Raw genomic sequence first — 15,744 nt, forward strand, 5'->3', positions numbered from 1 at the left:
AGACGCATCGTAAAGATGCATGCTGTCAGAAACTGTCAGTGGCCAAGGGCGCTAAGGCGGCGCCATGATACGCATGGCCCGCCAGGCTTGCATCAGCACCTGGCGCTTGCGTGGATAACACTGCTTCGACACCGTCAGGCTGGCAATGCGGTCGGCCCGGAAATGGCGAAACGCCTGGCGCAATTCGCACCAGGCCACCACCAGCCATACATGGTCGAAGCACGCCAGCGCGAACGGCCAGATGGTGCGGGCCGACTGGATGTCCTGCAGGTCGTGGTAGACGATGTCGATCTTGTGCTCGGCGCGGATGGCCTGGCGCAGCGCGGGCAGCACCGCGCCATCGATCGGCACCGTCGACTCGGCGCCCACCAGCAGCGTATCGGCATCCACCAGCATGCGCAGTTCGTGCGGCAGCACGGCGGCGATCTTGGCCAGCGCGCTGCATGCCGCTCCGCTCAGGCGGGCGTCGCCGCCGCGGTCGGCCACCCAGCGCGAACCCAGCACCAGGGCCTCGATCTCGTCTTCAGAGAACATCAGCGACGGCAACGCGAAACCGGGCCGCAGCAAGTAGCCGCGGCCCGGTTCGGCGTCGATCTGCGCGCCCTGTTCCTGCAGGGTGGCAATGTCGCGGTACAGCGTGCGCAGGCTGACGCCCAGCTCGCTGGCAAGCTCGGCCCCCGCGACGGGGTAGCGATGGCCGCGCAGCAACTGGATCAGGGCAAACAGGCGTTGGGTACGGGCCATGACGGGTTCCTCAGCCTTGTGCCAGCACGGCTTCGTCGTCGGCATCGCTGCGGTCGGGCGCCGTGCGCCGCCGCGGCGCCACGGGCAGTTCCAGGCCCTGCGTCAGGTCCAGCGCCTGGCGCTCGAGCAGGCGGCGGTACAGCCCGCCTTCGCGCCGCACCAGGGTCTCGTGGCTGCCTTCTTCGGCGATGCGGCCCTTGTCGAGCACCAGCAGCCGGTCCATGGCGCGCACCGTCGACAGGCGGTGCGCCACCACCAGCGTGGTGCGCCCGGCCATCAGGCGTTCCATGGCCTGCTGGATCAGGGCTTCGCTCTCGCTGTCCAGGCTGGAGGTGGCTTCGTCCAGGATCAGCACCGGCGCATCGGCCAGGAAGGCCCGCGCAATGGCTACCCGCTGCCGCTCGCCCCCCGACAATTTCACGCCGCGCTCGCCCACCAGCGTTTCATAGCCCTTGGGCAAGGCCATGATGAAATCGTGGGCGCTGGCCAGGCGCGCCGCCTGTTCGATCTGGGCGCGGCTGGCGCCCGGCCGCCCATAGGCGATGTTCTCGGCCAGCGTGCGGTGAAACAGCACGGGTTCTTGCTGCACGATGGCGATCTGGCTGCGCAGCGAGCCTTGCTGCACATGGGCGATGTCCTGCCCGTCGATGGCGATGCGCCCCGCATTGATGTCGTACAGGCGCTGGATCAGCTTGATGAACGTGGTCTTGCCTGATCCCGAATGCCCCACCAATCCCACGCGTTCGCCCGGCGCGATGCGAACCGAGAAGTCATCGTACAACGGCGTGGCGTGGGCGCCGTAGCGGAAGGTCACGTGCTCGAAGCAGATCTCGCCCCGGCCGATCGCAATGGGTTGCGCGCCGGGCGTGTCGTCCACGCCCAGGGGCTGGGCATGCAGCGACACCAGTTCTTCCATGTCGTTGACCGAACGCTGCAGGTTGCGGATGTGCATGCCGATATCGCGCAGGTAGCCTTGCAGGATGAAGAACATGGTCAGCGCGAACGTGACGTCGCCCACGCTGGCCTGGCCGCGCGTCCACAGCAGCAGCGCCGAGCCCAGGATGGCTGCCTGCATGGCCGCCAGCATGACGCCCTGCACGCCGCCGTTGATCGAGCCGCGCACCCAGCCGCGGCGGGTGCGGTGCCGCCATTTGCCCAGTATCAGCCCAAGCCGGTCTTCCTCGCGCTGTTCGGCGCCGAAGGCCTTGACCACCGGGTTGCAGGTGATGGCGTCGGCCAGCACGCCACCCAGCCGGGTGTCCCAGGCGTTGCCCAGGCGCGCTGCCGGCGCCACGAAGCCCAGCGACAGCGCTGCCGTCACCAGCACATACAGCAGCGAGCCCACGCCCACCACGGCGCCCAGCACGGGCCAGTGCCAGCCCAGCACCACGGTCGCGCCCACCAGCATGGCCACCGAAGGCAGCAGCGCCACCAGCAGCGTGTCGTTGAGCAGGTCCAGCGCCCACATGCCGCGCGTGATCTTGCGCACCGTCGAGCCCGCGAAGCTGTTGGCATGCCAATCGGTCGACAAGCGCTGCACGCGGTGGAATGTCCGCGCCGCAATGGCGCTCATCATCTTGAGCGTCAGTGCGATGATGTTGAAGTACACCATCTGCAGCAAGATGGTGCTGGCCAGTCCCAGCGCCGCCAGCGTCCAGAACGAGGCGGCAGCCATGTCCCAGGCGGCCGGGCCGCTGGCCACGCCGGACGCCACGGCATCGATCAGGCGGCCGGCGAACAAGGGCGTCAGCACATCGGCCACGGCCGACAGCAGCACCAGCATCACGATCAAGAAAATGCGCCAGGGTTGTTCGCCCCAGTGCCGGAAGGTAAAGCCCAGGACATCCTTGAAGGCCTGTCCGCGCAAGTCGATTTTTCTTCGAGCCATTTATCACGGCCCGGCGCGGTAGGCGCCGGGACTTCAGTCGGAAGCAAAAGGAACAGGCCACTGCGCGTGCCGGCGATCAGCCGGCATGCAAAACCAAAGTGCCTGGAACGGGCGAGAGGCCGCCGTAAGCGCGTGCTTACGTGCCAGCGTCGAGTCAGTAGCGACCAACGGCTGGCGGGCGGCCCAGCGCCAGCGACGACTTAAAAGTGTCGCGAGGCCACGCTGGGGATAGCGGTGCGGACTACGGACATCGAACGCCTCCCTGGTGGATGTGAAGAAGATGGAAGAGGTGGGTAGGTAAATACCCGAGGCGGCAATCTTATCAGGTCGATCTTGACATTGGCAATATCTGTTGTATGAAAAAGCGACAAGCGCGCTGGCGGACTTCGCTCGGCCGGTAAGAATTACTCAGGGCATGCAGTTCGCATTGCCATGCGCCGCGCGCATCCGCATGGGAACGCTACTTGCGCGGGCCGCCTTCATGGTCTTGTTCAGGAGCTCGCCATGCCCGACATCAATGATGTGCAAGCCGCCATGCGTTTGTGGCACGAAGCCCATACCGCGGTAATGGATTTCTACGAAGCGAACAACGTCCTCGAACCGGACAGGTTCGAAGAATGGACGGCGTTGCGCCGCGTGGAAGACGACATGCGGCAGCAAGCCGATATCCTGATCAAGCAGGCACGCGGCCAACCCGCCTAGGTGTGATGCCGGCAACAGGGAGTCTTGCCATGTATACCCACATTCAGATCGGCGTGCGCGACTGGCCGCGCCTGGTGGCGTTCTATGATGCCGTGCTGGCCCCGCTGGGCCTGGTACGCCAGAATGAAATCGAGAATGCCGGGCCGGCCGGCGTGATCTGGCACCCGCCCACGCTGCGCTGGCCGTCTTTCGTGGTGGCTCCGCCGTTCAATGGCCTGCCGGCGACCTGGGGCAACGGTACGCAGGTCAGCTTCGAGGCCGCGTCGTGCGGCATTGTCGACCGCTGCTGGACCCTGGCAGTGGAGGCGGGCGGCCGCGACGAAGGGCAGCCGGGCCTGCGCACCTGGTATGCGCCGGATTTCTACGCCGCCTATTGCCGCGACCCGGAAGGCAACAAAATCGCCTTCGTCTGTGCCGCCAAAGGCGCATAGCGCGGCCAGAGACGCGTGTGTCAGGCCTTGCGCGGCGGCCGCGCGGCGCGCATGCACAGGGCTGCGGCAAGGCCGCACGCCACCCACATGGCGGGATACACCACGGTGGCTGTCGCGGCCGGCAGGCTGCCTGCCGCCGCCAGCGTCCAGGCGTCGGCCACGGGTATGGCCAGCAGCAGCGCCGCCAGGCCCAGCCATTGTTCGCGCCACAGGCGGGCAGGCGGGCGCAGCGCGGCGTGCAGGGCCGACAGGCCCCACAGCGCGAAGAAGACGGCCACTTCGCGTTCATGCAATCCGGGCGACTGGGGCCAGTACAGGCGGTTGGCCAGCAAATAGCCGGCGCAGGCATAGAGCGGCCCGGCAATCATGGCGATATTCATGCGGGCCGCCAGGCGATCGAAACGCGAGGGGCGCTCGCTTCGGCGCACGGTGTACAGCAGCAGGCCGGTGGCAATCATGGCCGCGCCGGCGGCGCCCAGCAGGAAGTACATCCAGCGCAGCAGCGGTTGCGCGTAGCGGCCGTAATGCAGGCCGCCCAGGGTGCGCACCAGCGTCAGCGAAGCGCGGTACTGGTCCGACACCTGCAGCACGTCACCCGTCGCGCCATTCAGGCTGACGCGATCGGGAAACGCCATGAAACGGTCATCGTAGGCGCGCAGTACATCCACCACCGTATCGGTACGGTTCGGCTGGCGCACCAGCACCATGGCGGCCTTGTGCCGGCCCAGGTGCGCTTCGGCGCGCGTCACCGCGTCAATCAACGGCAGGGTGGCCGCGGGTTGGCCGTCACCCGTCGACGTGGCGGGCGCAGGGAAGGCCTGGGCCACGAACTCGCCCGGGTCGCCGCCGTAGCGGCTGTCGATGCCGGCCGGCAGATAGGTCAGCAATAGCGTCGACAGCGCCGTGCACGTGATCATCAGGTGAAACGGCAGCGGCAGCACGCCCAGCACGTTGTGCGCGTCCAGCCAGGACCGGCCGGGCGAGGCGCGCGGGCGGAAGGTGAAGAAGTCGGCGAGCAGGCGGCGATGCACGATCAGTCCGCTGACGAGCGTCACCATCATGACCAGGCTGGCCAGCCCCACCAGCAGGATGCCCGGCAAGCCCGCGTGCAGGCTGTAGTGGAATTCGATCAGGAATTCCCCGCCTTCGGTGTCGCGTGGCGCCAGGGCCTGGCCGCTGGCCGGGTCCAGCAAGGCCGCTCCGCTGTCGCCCGGCTGCTGCCAGGCCACCCGCAAGGCAGGATTGCGTGCGTCGGGCAGTTCGATCTGCCAGCCTTGCGCGCCAGCGGGCGCGTGCCGTGTCAACCAGTCTTGCGCCGCGCGCAGGGCCTGCGCGCGATCGGCTGGGCGGGCCGCCAGCGTCTCGGGCGTCATCCAGCGCGTCAGTTCGGCCGCGAATACCGTCAGGGCGCCGGTCAAGAACACCGCATACAACAGCCAGCCGAACAGCAGCCCCGCCCAGGTATGCAGCCATGCCATCGATTGGCGCAGGCTGCCGATCATGCCTGCAGCCCCAGCCGCGCCAGCATGCAGGCCAGGCAGGCGGCCACGATAAGCGCCCAGACCCGCGCGCCGCTGCGCGCGGCAAAGGCCCATATGGCTACCGCCACATACAGGACAATCGACAGCAGGCTGGGGTAGAACACGGCATCGGCCGGGTGCAGCGGCAGCAGGGCCGCGGCGGCCGTGAACGTGTAGGCCAGCGCGTATCCGCCGATGGCCGCCGCCGCGGTACGCGACAGCACCTGGCCGATCGGCGCGCGACGCTTCACCATGTGTAGCGCAGGGTGGCGTACAGCATGCGGCCGGCGCCGTACGTGCACGCGGTGTCGGTAACGCACGTGCCCACGTAGCGGCGATCGAACAAGTTGCTGGCGTTCAACACTATGCTCAACCCGCCCAGCGATGGATGGGCGCGGCCGAAGTCATACGACAGCGCCGCATCGACCAGGGTGGCGGCCGGAATGCGCAGCGTGTTGGCCGGATCGCCCCAGTCCGCGCCCACGTAGCGCACGCCGGCACCCAGCCCCAGGCCTTGCAGCGCGCCGCTTTGCACGGTGTAGTTCAACCAGGCGGCCGCCTGGTGGCGCGGTGCGTAGTACTGTTTCTTGCCTTGCCGCGATTCGGGTGCGCCATTGACCAGGTCGGTGTTGTCGCTGCGGGTGACGACCGAGTCCACATATGAATACGAGGCGATCATGTCCAGGCCGCGGGCCAGGCTGGCCTTGCCTTCCAGCTCGATGCCGCGCGCCCGTGTTTCGCCGGTCTGGTTCTGGAAGCCGGGCGGCCGGCCGGGCGTCGTGTCGGCGCTCAGCACGTTGGTCTGCGTCAGTTGGTACACCGACAGCGTAATCATGCTGTCGCTGCCTGGCGGCTGGTACTTCACGCCGGCCTCGATCTGCCGGCCCTTGCTGGCTTCGAACGGGTTGCCTTCGAAATCGGTGCCGGCGGTGGGAGCGAACGAGGTCGAGTACGACATGTAGGGCGCCCAGCCGTTGTCGAACAGGTAGGTCAGGCCGGCGCGGCCGGTGAAGGCGTTGTCGCGCTGCACGACTTTCTGCGAGGCCAGCAGGTTGCGGGTACTGCTGTCGGCAATGTCGTAGCGGCCGCCCAGCGTCAGCAGCCAGTTGTCATAGCGCAGTTGATCTTGCGCGTAGAAGCCGTACTGTTCGCTGTTCTGGCGGGCATCGATGCGCGGGGTCAGGTCGTCGATGCCGGGCAGGGGCAGCCCATATACCGGGTCATACAGATCCAGCGGCGGCACGCCGGCAATGACGTTGGCGAACCGATAGGTGTCGCGCATGTTCAGGTAGTCGAAGCCCAGCAAGGCTTCGTGGCGTACCGGGCCGGTGTCGAAGCGCGCCAGCGCTTGCGTGTCGACCGTGACCGTCGAGCCGGTGCCGCGGCCGCGCGACATCGTGCGCGACCACGTCCGCATGTCGACCGGGTTCAGCATATAGCCCGGCATGGAGCGGGCTTCGGCGCGCATGTGGTTGTAGCGCAGGTTCTGCTTGAAGGTCCAGGTCTCGTTGGCTTGGTGGCTGAACAGATAGCCCACCGAATACTGTTCGCGGTTGTAGCGGTCCCAGTCCCGTTCGCCGGTGAAGCGGTGGCGCGGGATTCTGCCGTTGGGGTTGTCGTGCAGCGTGCCCGCGGCGGGCAGGTTGCCATACAGCGGCACCTGGCGGTCTTTCTGGTAGAAACCCAGCAGCGTCAGCGACGTGGCGGCCGATGGCCTGAAGGTCAGGGCCGGCGCCGCGAAGGTGCGGTCGTCTTGGCCGTAGCGCGGCGATTGCGATGCGTCGCGTTGCAGCGCGGTCAGGCGATAGTTCCACTGGCCTGCCTCGTCTACCGGGCCGCTCAGGTCCACCGCGGCTTGCGCGCGGCCATAGCTGCCAGTCTGCAGCGCGACTTCGCGCTGCGGGGTATCGGTGGGCAGCTTGCTGACCATATTGATCAGGCCGCCCGGCGTGTTCTGCCCATACAGCACTGATGACGGCCCCTTCAGCACTTCCACCCGTTCCAATCCGTAGGGCTCGATCTGCAGCATGCCGAAGCTGTATGCGCCGTACGGCAGGCGCGAACCATCCAGATTGCTGCGCGCGGCATATCCGCCGCGCAGGTAGATGTTGTCGTAGCGCAGGTCGGCACTGCCGCCGGGGGAATACAGGCCCGGAGTGTATGACAACGCCTCCACGATGGTGCGGGATCCGCGCACGGTGATTTCGTCGCGTGTGACCACGTTTACCGTCTGCGGGACTTCGATCAGCGGGGTGTCGGTCTTGGTGCCGGTGGCGCTGCGCCGCGCAACAAAGCCCAGCACCGGTCCCGTGGCCGATTCGCGCGCGCCTTCCACAGTGACCGCGGGCAGTACCGCAGCCGCGCCGCCGGGCGTGCGCCGCAAGGTATAGACATCGCCGCTGGCACGCACCGGCATGAGCCCGGTGCCGGCCAGCAGCCGGCCCAGCCCCTGGTCTACCGTCCAGCGCCCTTGCAGGCCCCGCGACTGCTGGCCTTCGGTAAGCGCGGGGTCGAACGACAGGTTGATGCCCGCCGTGCCGGCGAAGGTGGCCAGCACCGTGCCCAGCGGGCCGGCCGGTATGTTGAATTGCTGCGCCGTGGATTGCGCCTGGGCGGCGGCCTGCGCATGGGCGCCAGGCGCGGCTGCCGACAGGGCCATGGCGACCGACAGGGCGGTCAGGGCACCCACGCGGCGGGCGGTCGGCGCGATGCGCGCGCGAGTCGGGAAAGGGCGAAGTCGGGTCATCCTGGCAGCGTCCGGGTTGGGGATCTGCCGGGTTTGTCGTGCGAAACGCGAAAAGGGGACAAGAAAAAGTGTAACGGCGCGCGGGCGCGGCGTCGGGCCGGGTTCAAGCCGCCGCCAGCGTCACCCAGTAGCGCGTCCGGTAGACCACTTGCACGGGCAGGCTGCGTGTTACCGCGTGCAGCGCGGTATCGGTATTGCTCAATTGGAATGCGCCCGAGACATGCAGGTCGGCGATCTCCGGTTCGCAACGCACGATGCCCGGCCGGTAGCGGTTGATCTCGGCGGCGAAATCGGCCAGCGACAACGCATCGGCATACAGGATGCCCTGCGTCCAGGCTTGCGGCGGATATCGTAGCGGCCGAGCGGGGCCCACCGTGTCGCGCCAGAAATACGCGGCGTGGCCCGCGGCCAGGTCCAGCCCGGTGCCCGCCGCCGGCTGGACACCGACACGGCCATCGATCACCGACACCTCGCTGCGGTCGTCGAACTGCCGCACCGTGAAGCGCGTCTGGCCAGCCTGCACGCTGCCTTGAGCGGTTTGCACCAGCAAGGGCAGCGGGCTGGCGTGGGCCGACTCCACCAGGATTTCGCCGGCGCGCAGCACGATCTGCCGCAGGGTGCTGGTGAACGAAATGTCTACCGCACTGGCGGTATTCAGGGTGACCAGGCTGCCGTCGGGCAAGTCGACGCGGCGCTGCTCGCCCACGCCGGTGGCGCGGTCGGCGATCCAGTTTTGCCATGGCGCCACGCGCCAGGCCAGCCAACCGGACGGTGCCGCGATGGCCAGGCCGGCCAATACGCGCAGGGCCGCGCGGCGGTCATGCCGTACGTCGCGGTCCAGCGCGGCCCGGCCCAGCCCCGGCGGCAGGCCGCCCAGCTTGGACAGGACATCCTGCGCGCGGCGCCAGGCGCGTTCGTGTTCGGTACTGCGCTGGCGCCACCGCTCACAGGCTTGATGGTCTTGCGGCGAACAGTTGCCCGAGTGCATCAGTACCAGCCAGTCGGCCGCTTCCGCGGCGATGCCCGGGTCGATGGCGGATGACTGCGGAGAACTCATGGTGCGGCCAGGATGCAGTGGCGAAATGCCTCGGCCATGTAGCGCTTGACCGTGCGTACGCTGATTTCCATATGGGCGGCAATCTGCTCATACGTCAGGCCATCCAGTTGCGATAGCAAGAAGGCGCCGCGCACCTTGGCGGGCAGGGCGTCGAGCAAGGCATCGATCTCTTGCAGGCTCTGCAGAATGATCAGGCGCTGTTCTTCCGACGGCGCATGGGCATCCGGCACTTGGGCCAGGGCGTCCAGGTAGGCGCGCTCAAGCGCGTGGCGGCGGTACAGATCCACCACCAGGCGCTTGGCGATGGTGGTCAGGTAGGCGCGAGGCTCGCGCAGGTCGGGCAGGGCGTGCCGCCGGCATGCCACCAGAATGCCCGCGAACGCATCCTGCGCCAGGTCGGCGGCGTCGGCGCTGTTGGCCAGGCGCTTGCGCAGCCAGCTGGAAAGCCAGCCATGATGCGCGTCGTACAACTGGGCAACGACCAAGGACGGCGTTGGATCGGGGGAGGGCATGCGGGCGGCGATAATTTGTAATAGGAATTAATCTCAATTATCGCCAGAAAACCCGCCGGACCGCAACGGCGGGCTGCCCGCCCGCCGCTTTTGTTGTTATTGCGCCTTGAGCCCCAGCCGGTCGATGGTGGAAGACCAGCGATCATATTCGCCGTCGATAAAGTCCTGGCATTGCGCCGGCGTCTTGTCCATGACTTCGGCACCCTGGAAACGCAGGCTCTCGAGCACGGTGGCGTCTTTCATGGCGGCCTGCAGCGCGGTGTTCAGTTTTTCCAGGATGGGTGCCGGGGTGCCCTTGGGCGCCAGCAGCACCTGCCAGGTGCCGGCATCGTAGTCCTTGAGGCCCGCCACGCTTTCCGACAGCGCCGGCACATCGGGCAGGGCGGCCGAGCGTTCGCGCGACGTGACCGCCAGCGCCTTGACCTGGCCGCTCTTGATGAACGGCATGGCACTGTTGAACGAGCCCGAATACATGAAGCTGGTGTTGCCGCCGGCCAGGTCGGTCAGCGCCGGCCCATTGCCTTTATAGGGCACGTGCTGGAACTCCAGGCCGAGCTTGGCGGCGATGTCCATGGCCACCAGGTGGTCGATCGAGCCATTGCCCGACGAGCCCATGAAGTACTTGCCGGGTTGCGCCTTCACCTGCCGATAGAAATCCTGGGCATCGGCGGCCGCCAGCTTCTTCGATGTCAGCAGGATCAGCGGCACGGCTACCGAGCACCCCGCCGCCACGAAGGCGGTCTTGGGGTTCAGGTCCTTGCGGTCGAACAGCGCGGGCGCGGTCGTGATCGACGATGTGCCGTACATCAGCGTATAGCCGTCCGGCTTGGCGCGCAGCAGTTCCTGCGCACCGATATTGCCGCCGGCGCCGGGCCGGTTCTCGATGACGATGGGTATCTTCAGTTCTTCGGACACCTTCTTGAACAGCACCCGGCCGATGGCATCGGTGGGGCCGCCCGGCGCGAAGCCGATGATGAGCGTGATGGCCTTGTCGGGATACGCGTCGGCGGCCTGCGCGCAGGGCATGCCGGCCAGCAGCCCGGCCAGGGCCGCTGCGATGGTGGTTTTTTTCGTCATGGTGGGGTCTCCTCCTGGGGCACAGCAATCAACAGGGATGCCAGGCCGCCGGATGGGCACCGTTGGGGGCGGGTGGCAAATCCCAATGGGCCGGGGTGCGCGAGAACTGCGCGACCGGCGGCAGTTGTTCCAGCGGGCCATAGGCCGACTGGCGGGTTTCCAGCGTGGGTGTCAGGCCTTGCGCGAAATGGCGGCGCGGACGTTGCGGGTCGGCGTCGAAGCCGGGTTCCAAGCCCAGGCCTTGCACCCACATCGAGGTGCGCGCCAGCGATACCCTGACGTGATAGCTGCCTCCTTCCCGGGCGCGCCGGATCAGCGCCAGCATGGCGCCGGCCGCGCCCAGGTAGCCGGTCAGGTAGTCGTTGAGCAGGTAGGTGGGCACCACCCGGGGACGGCCCTTGCCGCCTTCGCGCATCGCAATGCCGCTGACGGTCTGGCCCAACTGCTCGAACCCGCCGCGCGTGGCCCAGGGGCCCTCGTCGCCATAGGCCGTGACCGATACGTACACCACGCCCGGCCGGATGGCCGCGGCTTCTTGCGGACCGAAGCCGCGCCGCGCCAGGCTGCCGGGCCGCCACGATTGCACCACCACGTCGGCGCCGGCCATCAGTTCGCGGGCCTGCTGGCAATCGACGGCGCGGTCCAGGTCCAGGAAGGCCGAGCGCTTGCCGATATTGGTATCGACAGTCTGGCGAAACGGGTCCTGCAGCGTGGGCGAGGTCACGCGCAGCACGTCCGCGCCATGCTCGGCCAGCGTGCGGGCCACGACCGGGCCGGCGATCACGTGGCCCAGGTCCAGCACGCGCAAGCGGTCCAGCGGACGCTGTCCGGCCAGGGCCGGCTCGGGTTCGCTGTCGTCGATCTTGCGGATGTCGATGGCCGGCAGTTCGGCCAGCATGCGGCCCTGCGGATGTGCCAGCCATTCCTCTTGCGTACGCGCAAACGCGCCCGGCAGCTTGTACGTGGCAAAGGCTTCTTCGAGTTCCAGGCTGTTCCAGCGGCCGATGGCAGCGCCCAGTGCGGCGGCGTTGTTGGGGCATTGCAGCAGGTCCAGCACGCCGTCGCGCAGATGCGGGTACGAGCCGATGGGAAAGAACCAGCGTCCGTCCGCCGTTTGATAGAAGTCGGCCTTCAATTCGGTCAGCAGCGACAGGGCAGGCAGGACATAGCCGCTTTGCTTCTGGAAATGGCCCGGGTTCAGCGAACTGGCCGCCTGCATCCAGTCGATGGCGACATGCTGGCGCTGGCCGGTGGCCAGGTGCCACCAGCGCTCGGTGGCCAGGGCGTAGGCGCCGACGGCGCTGGCGGCCGCCACGGTCAGTTTGTGCGGCGAATCGAATGGCGGCGCGGCGCCGTGGAAGTGCAGGCGCTGGCCGGTGGGTTCATGCCAGGCCGACTGCGCGCCGAGCAAGGCGGTTATCGCCTGGTGGGCCTGGTCGGCCGAAGATGCTGCGTGATCCTGATCCATGCGCGACTCCAGAAGCGTGGGGCGGTTTGCCGGCGCCGGGCCGCTCCCAGGCAGAGAAGTCTAGCCGCGGCAAAAATCCGCGTCCAACATATAATTTGCCACTCTGTAAGATAAAAAATGTCTCATGCTGAACAGCCGCCTGCTCCGGCAATTCATTGCAGTTGCCGAAGAACTGCACTACGGCCGCGCCGCGGCTCGCGTGGGTATCGCGCAGTCGCCGCTCAGCCAGGCCATCCAGAAGCTCGAGGCGCACGTGGGCACGCCGCTGTTCCTGCGCAACAAGCGCACGGTATCGCTTACCCCCGCCGGCAAGATCTTCCTGGAAGAGGCCTATCAGTGGCTGAAGTACGAGCGCGTGGCGATCGAACGCACGCAGCATGCCCGCAACGGCGAAACCGGCCAACTGTCGCTGGGCTTCATCGGCAGCGCGGGCTATGGCTTCATGCCCGAACTCATCAATCACTTCCGGCGGCAGTACCCGCACGTACGGCTGCGCGTGGTCGAGATGACCACCAAAGACCAGCTTGAACAACTGAAGGGCCGCGGCCTGGACCTGGGCCTGCTGCGCACGCCCTTGCCGCAAGAGGCCGCGTTGATCGAAACCCGCCTGTACAAGCGCGACCGGCTGATGGTGGCGCTGCCCAGGACGCACGCCCTGGCCGGGCAGTCCAGCATCGCCTTGAAGCAGTTGGCGGGCGAGTCGTTCGTGGCCTTCTCGCGCGAGAAGGTGCCGGCCGCCCACGCGCAGTTGATCTCGGCCTGCAACGCGGCGGGCTTCTATCCGGATATCGAGCAGGAATGCTCGCAGGTGGGCGGCGTCATCTGCCTGGTGGCGGCGGGCTTGTCGGTGGCGCTGGTGCCCAGCAACCTGGCCTCGCTGATGCATCCCAAGGTGCAGTACCTGCCCCTGGCCGACCGCAGCCGGTTCCTGAACCAGGAGATCTCGGTGGCCTGGCGCAAGGGCGATGACAATCCCGCGCTGGCATCGTTCTTGAAAGTGGCCCGCGCGCAGGCAGGGTAAGGCGCGGCGCGATGCCGGCGCCCGGATCTTGCGTCAGAAGAATTCGTCGAGCAAGCGGTAGAACGCCAGCCGAGCGGGGTCGATGTTGCCGCCATAGGCATCAAGAAATGCCGGCACCCAGTCGGCGCCCAGGTTGTACTGGATGCTCCAGGCGGCCAGCGCCAGGTCCTGGTGGCGGTCGGCCACGCCCAAGCGGCCGCAATCGACGAAGCCGGTAAAGCCGCTGTCGTTGGCCATCAGGTTGGGCAGGCATGCATCGCCATGCGTGACGACCAGGTCTTCGTGGGCTGGCCGTTGTTCTTGCAGGGCCGCGAATGCCTGCGCCGCGCTTTGGCCCAGGCGCTCGGCGTCGAAATCGCCTGCATCGACGCGGCCTGCCTGTACGCGTTGCCGCGCGTGCTCGATACGAATCGCGGCACGATGGTCGAAAGGGCAATCGGCAACGTCCAGGCCATGCAGCGCGCGCAATGCCGAGGCGGCGATAGCGACAACGCGCGCCGGGGGCAGCGCAGGTGATGAGGCCAGGTCCAGGCCTGGTATGGCGCGCATGAACAGCCAGTCGTGACTGTGGGTACGGGCTTGGCCCATGACCTGCGGGCAAGGCTGCCCATGCGCCGCGAGCCAACGCAGCCGTTGTGCTTCGCCGCGCAGTTCGTCCAGGGGGCCGCGAGGTTCGATCTTGATGAACAGGTCGGGGCGGCCAGGTGCTGTCAGGCGAAACACCGCGGCGCCGGACCGGCCGATGGTTTGCGCCGTCCAGCCGTAGCTCGCCAGCCTGGCGTGCCAGGCGGCGGGCGGCACGCCGGGCGGGCCGTCTGGAACAGGCATGGTCATGGCGCCGTCGTCGGCAGGGCCAACTCTTCCCAGCCGCGCTGCGCCGTGTCGCGCAGTATGGCGACCACATGCTGGCAGGCCTGGTCGACGGCCGCTTCGATCGGCTTGCCGGCCAGCAGGTGCCCGGCAAGCCGAGCGGCGAACATATCGCCCACGCCCTTGGCCGCGCATGGCACATGCGGATGGCTGAACACACGCCGCTGGGTACGCGTGACCAGCGCTACCTGCATTTGCCCGGCCGGCCAGCCTTGCGGCGCGGCGCTGGTCACCACCACCCATTCGGTACCGCCGTCCAGTAGCCGCGCGGCCGCGTCCTGGGCCTCGTCCAGCGTGGCCAGCGTATCGCCGGTAAGCCGTTCCAGCTCGAAGTGGTTGGGGGTCAGTCCGTAGGCGCGTGGCAGCAACTGGGTGCGCCAGGCCTGGGTCAGGCGCGGGTCGGTGTAGACGCCGTGGTCGAAGTCGCCGATGACTGGGTCGACATGGACACGCAGGCCCGGGTTGGCGCGCGTGGCCTGGTCCAGCCAGTCGGCCACCAGCGCGGCCTGGCCGGGGTCGGCCAGGAAGCCTACCAGTACGGCCCGGGCGCGCGCCACGGCGCCGCGCGCGATCAAGTCGCGCAGGTAGCCGGCGAACCAATCGGATGCGATGGCGCCGCCATGCACGCTGGGATAGTGCGGCGTGTTGCTGAGCAGCACCGTGGGCACCGCGGCCACCCGCAAGCCCATGGCCTGCAGCGTGGGCACGGCGGCATTGTTGCCCACGTGCCCATACACCACCTGCGATTGGATCGAGATGACGTCGATGGGCAGCGGCTGCGGCGCGGTTGCGGCGTTCATGGCTGCGAACCGGGCTGCGCCAGGCCGGGCCAGTAGTGGCTATCGGGCAGCGCGCGCGCGCCAAAGATGGCCTGGCCCACGCGCACCGTGGTGGCTCCTTCTTCGATGGCCAGGGCGTAGTCGCCCGACATGCCCATCGACAGTTCGTCGATGGCAATGCCGGCCGGCGCTTCCTGGCGCAGGCGTTCGCGCAGTTCGCGCAACCGCACGAAGCAGGGCCGTACCTGGGCGGGGTCGGACGAGAACAGCGCCAGGGTCATCAGCCCACGCACGCGCAGGCTGGCGAAGGCCGGCAGTTCGCGCACGAATGCGGCCGCCTGGCCGGGATCCAGCCCGAACTTGCTGGCTTCGCCGGATGTGTTGATCTGCACCAGGACGTCGAGCGCGCGGCCTTCGGCCTGCAGGCGGCGATCCAGCGCCTCGGCCACGCGCAGGCTGTCGAGCGCCTGGAATTCGCTGGCAAAGCGCGCCACCAGCTTGGCCTTGTTGGTTTGCAGGTGGCCGATGACGGCCCAGCGCAAGTCGGCAAGGTCGGCCATGGCTTCCCATTTGGCATGGGCTTCCTGGACCTTGTTCTCGCCCAGTTCGCGGCAGCCGGCCTGGTAGGCTAGCCGGATGCGGGCTTCGTCGACGGTCTTGCTGACGGGCAGCAGGCGCACTTCGGCGGGATCGCGGCCGGCGCGGCGGCAGGCTGCCGCCATGTTGTCGCGCACTTGGGCAAGATTGCGACGAAAGTCGTCCACCGATGTGGCGGGGGGATAAGCAGGGGTATCGGTCATCGTGCGGTTCAAGAATAGTCGGCGCGAGGCTGGCGCGAGCATTTTGCCAGCATGCCGCAATTTGACACGTACGTCGAGGCACCGGACGCAAGCTGATATCCTGCAGGGCAGCGGCTACGATGGTGCCGC

The 15,744-nt window shown here is 67.8% G+C and carries 15 protein-coding genes; 3 read left to right on the forward strand and 12 right to left on the reverse strand.

The features are described 5' to 3' along the window. Window positions 1–51 precede the first annotated feature (51 nt). Together KW845_RS07200 and KW845_RS07205 are read right to left on the reverse strand one after the other, a co-directional pair. Complete coding sequence (locus KW845_RS07200; RefSeq protein ID WP_218368446.1) at window positions 52–744, reverse strand: YafY family protein; 693 nt, start codon at window positions 742–744, stop codon at window positions 52–54. A 10-nt stretch (window positions 745–754) separates the two neighbouring features. Continuing rightward, window positions 755–2,632: an ABC transporter ATP-binding protein gene (locus KW845_RS07205; RefSeq protein WP_218368447.1), complete on the reverse strand. Its 1,878-nt coding sequence runs from the start codon at window positions 2,630–2,632 to the stop codon at window positions 755–757. A gap of 504 nt (window positions 2,633–3,136) precedes the next feature. Between KW845_RS07205 and KW845_RS07210 the strand changes: the two genes are divergently transcribed. Both KW845_RS07210 and KW845_RS07215 read left to right on the forward strand, forming a co-directional pair. After that, a complete protein-coding gene (locus KW845_RS07210; protein WP_218368448.1) occupies window positions 3,137–3,334 on the forward strand; it encodes a hypothetical protein in 198 nt (65 codons plus the stop codon). A gap of 29 nt (window positions 3,335–3,363) precedes the next feature. Beyond that, window positions 3,364–3,765, forward strand: a complete 402-nt coding sequence (locus tag KW845_RS07215; RefSeq protein ID WP_255592415.1) for a VOC family protein — start codon at window positions 3,364–3,366, stop codon at window positions 3,763–3,765. 20 nt (window positions 3,766–3,785) lie between these two features. Here KW845_RS07215 and KW845_RS07220 read toward each other — a convergent pair whose 3' ends face one another. From KW845_RS07220 to KW845_RS07250, 7 genes are all read right to left on the reverse strand, one after another. Continuing rightward, the gene (locus tag KW845_RS07220; RefSeq protein WP_218368450.1) at window positions 3,786–5,267 is read right to left on the reverse strand and encodes a PepSY domain-containing protein; all 1,482 of its coding nucleotides are present in this window, start codon (window positions 5,265–5,267) and stop codon (window positions 3,786–3,788) included. Beyond that, window positions 5,264–5,539 carry an iron transporter gene (locus KW845_RS07225; RefSeq protein WP_218368451.1) on the reverse strand — a complete coding sequence of 92 codons (276 nt, stop codon included), beginning with the start codon at window positions 5,537–5,539 and terminating at the stop codon, window positions 5,264–5,266. Before KW845_RS07225 ends, KW845_RS07220 begins: the two co-directional genes overlap by 4 nt. Next, complete coding sequence (locus KW845_RS07230) at window positions 5,533–8,031, reverse strand: TonB-dependent siderophore receptor (RefSeq protein WP_255592416.1); 2,499 nt, start codon at window positions 8,029–8,031, stop codon at window positions 5,533–5,535. Before KW845_RS07230 ends, KW845_RS07225 begins: the two co-directional genes overlap by 7 nt. Window positions 8,032–8,134: 103 nt before the next feature. Beyond that, the gene (locus KW845_RS07235) at window positions 8,135–9,088 is read right to left on the reverse strand and encodes a FecR domain-containing protein (protein ID WP_218368452.1); all 954 of its coding nucleotides are present in this window, start codon (window positions 9,086–9,088) and stop codon (window positions 8,135–8,137) included. Further along, window positions 9,085–9,600 carry a sigma-70 family RNA polymerase sigma factor gene (locus tag KW845_RS07240; protein ID WP_218368453.1) on the reverse strand — a complete coding sequence of 172 codons (516 nt, stop codon included), beginning with the start codon at window positions 9,598–9,600 and terminating at the stop codon, window positions 9,085–9,087. The genes KW845_RS07235 and KW845_RS07240 overlap by 4 nt, the downstream gene beginning before the upstream one ends. 96 nt (window positions 9,601–9,696) lie before the next feature. Further along, window positions 9,697–10,677: a tripartite tricarboxylate transporter substrate binding protein gene (locus KW845_RS07245; protein WP_218368454.1), complete on the reverse strand. Its 981-nt coding sequence runs from the start codon at window positions 10,675–10,677 to the stop codon at window positions 9,697–9,699. Between the two features lie 28 nt (window positions 10,678–10,705). Next, entirely contained in the window at window positions 10,706–12,145 is a 1,440-nt protein-coding gene (locus KW845_RS07250; protein WP_218368455.1) for a CoA transferase, read from the reverse strand. A 124-nt stretch (window positions 12,146–12,269) separates the two neighbouring features. Between KW845_RS07250 and KW845_RS07255 the strand changes: the two genes are divergently transcribed. After that, on the forward strand, window positions 12,270–13,166 hold the full coding sequence (locus KW845_RS07255) for a LysR family transcriptional regulator (protein ID WP_218368456.1): 897 nt from the start codon (window positions 12,270–12,272) through the stop codon (window positions 13,164–13,166). Between the two features lie 33 nt (window positions 13,167–13,199). Here KW845_RS07255 and KW845_RS07260 read toward each other — a convergent pair whose 3' ends face one another. From KW845_RS07260 to KW845_RS07270, 3 genes are read right to left on the reverse strand one after another with little or no spacing between them, the layout of a single operon-like run. Continuing rightward, a complete protein-coding gene (locus KW845_RS07260) occupies window positions 13,200–13,994 on the reverse strand; it encodes an APH(3')-II family aminoglycoside O-phosphotransferase (RefSeq protein WP_218368457.1) in 795 nt (264 codons plus the stop codon). Between the two features lie 2 nt (window positions 13,995–13,996). Beyond that, complete coding sequence (pdxK, locus tag KW845_RS07265; protein ID WP_218368458.1) at window positions 13,997–14,836, reverse strand: pyridoxine/pyridoxal/pyridoxamine kinase; 840 nt, start codon at window positions 14,834–14,836, stop codon at window positions 13,997–13,999. Next, the gene (locus KW845_RS07270) at window positions 14,833–15,615 is read right to left on the reverse strand and encodes a YggS family pyridoxal phosphate-dependent enzyme (protein ID WP_218368459.1); all 783 of its coding nucleotides are present in this window, start codon (window positions 15,613–15,615) and stop codon (window positions 14,833–14,835) included. The genes pdxK and KW845_RS07270 overlap by 4 nt, the downstream gene beginning before the upstream one ends. Window positions 15,616–15,744 lie beyond the last annotated feature (129 nt).

This window comes from Bordetella sp. BOR01, assembly GCF_019218885.1.
GTDB lineage: Bacteria > Pseudomonadota > Gammaproteobacteria > Burkholderiales > Burkholderiaceae_B > Bordetella_A.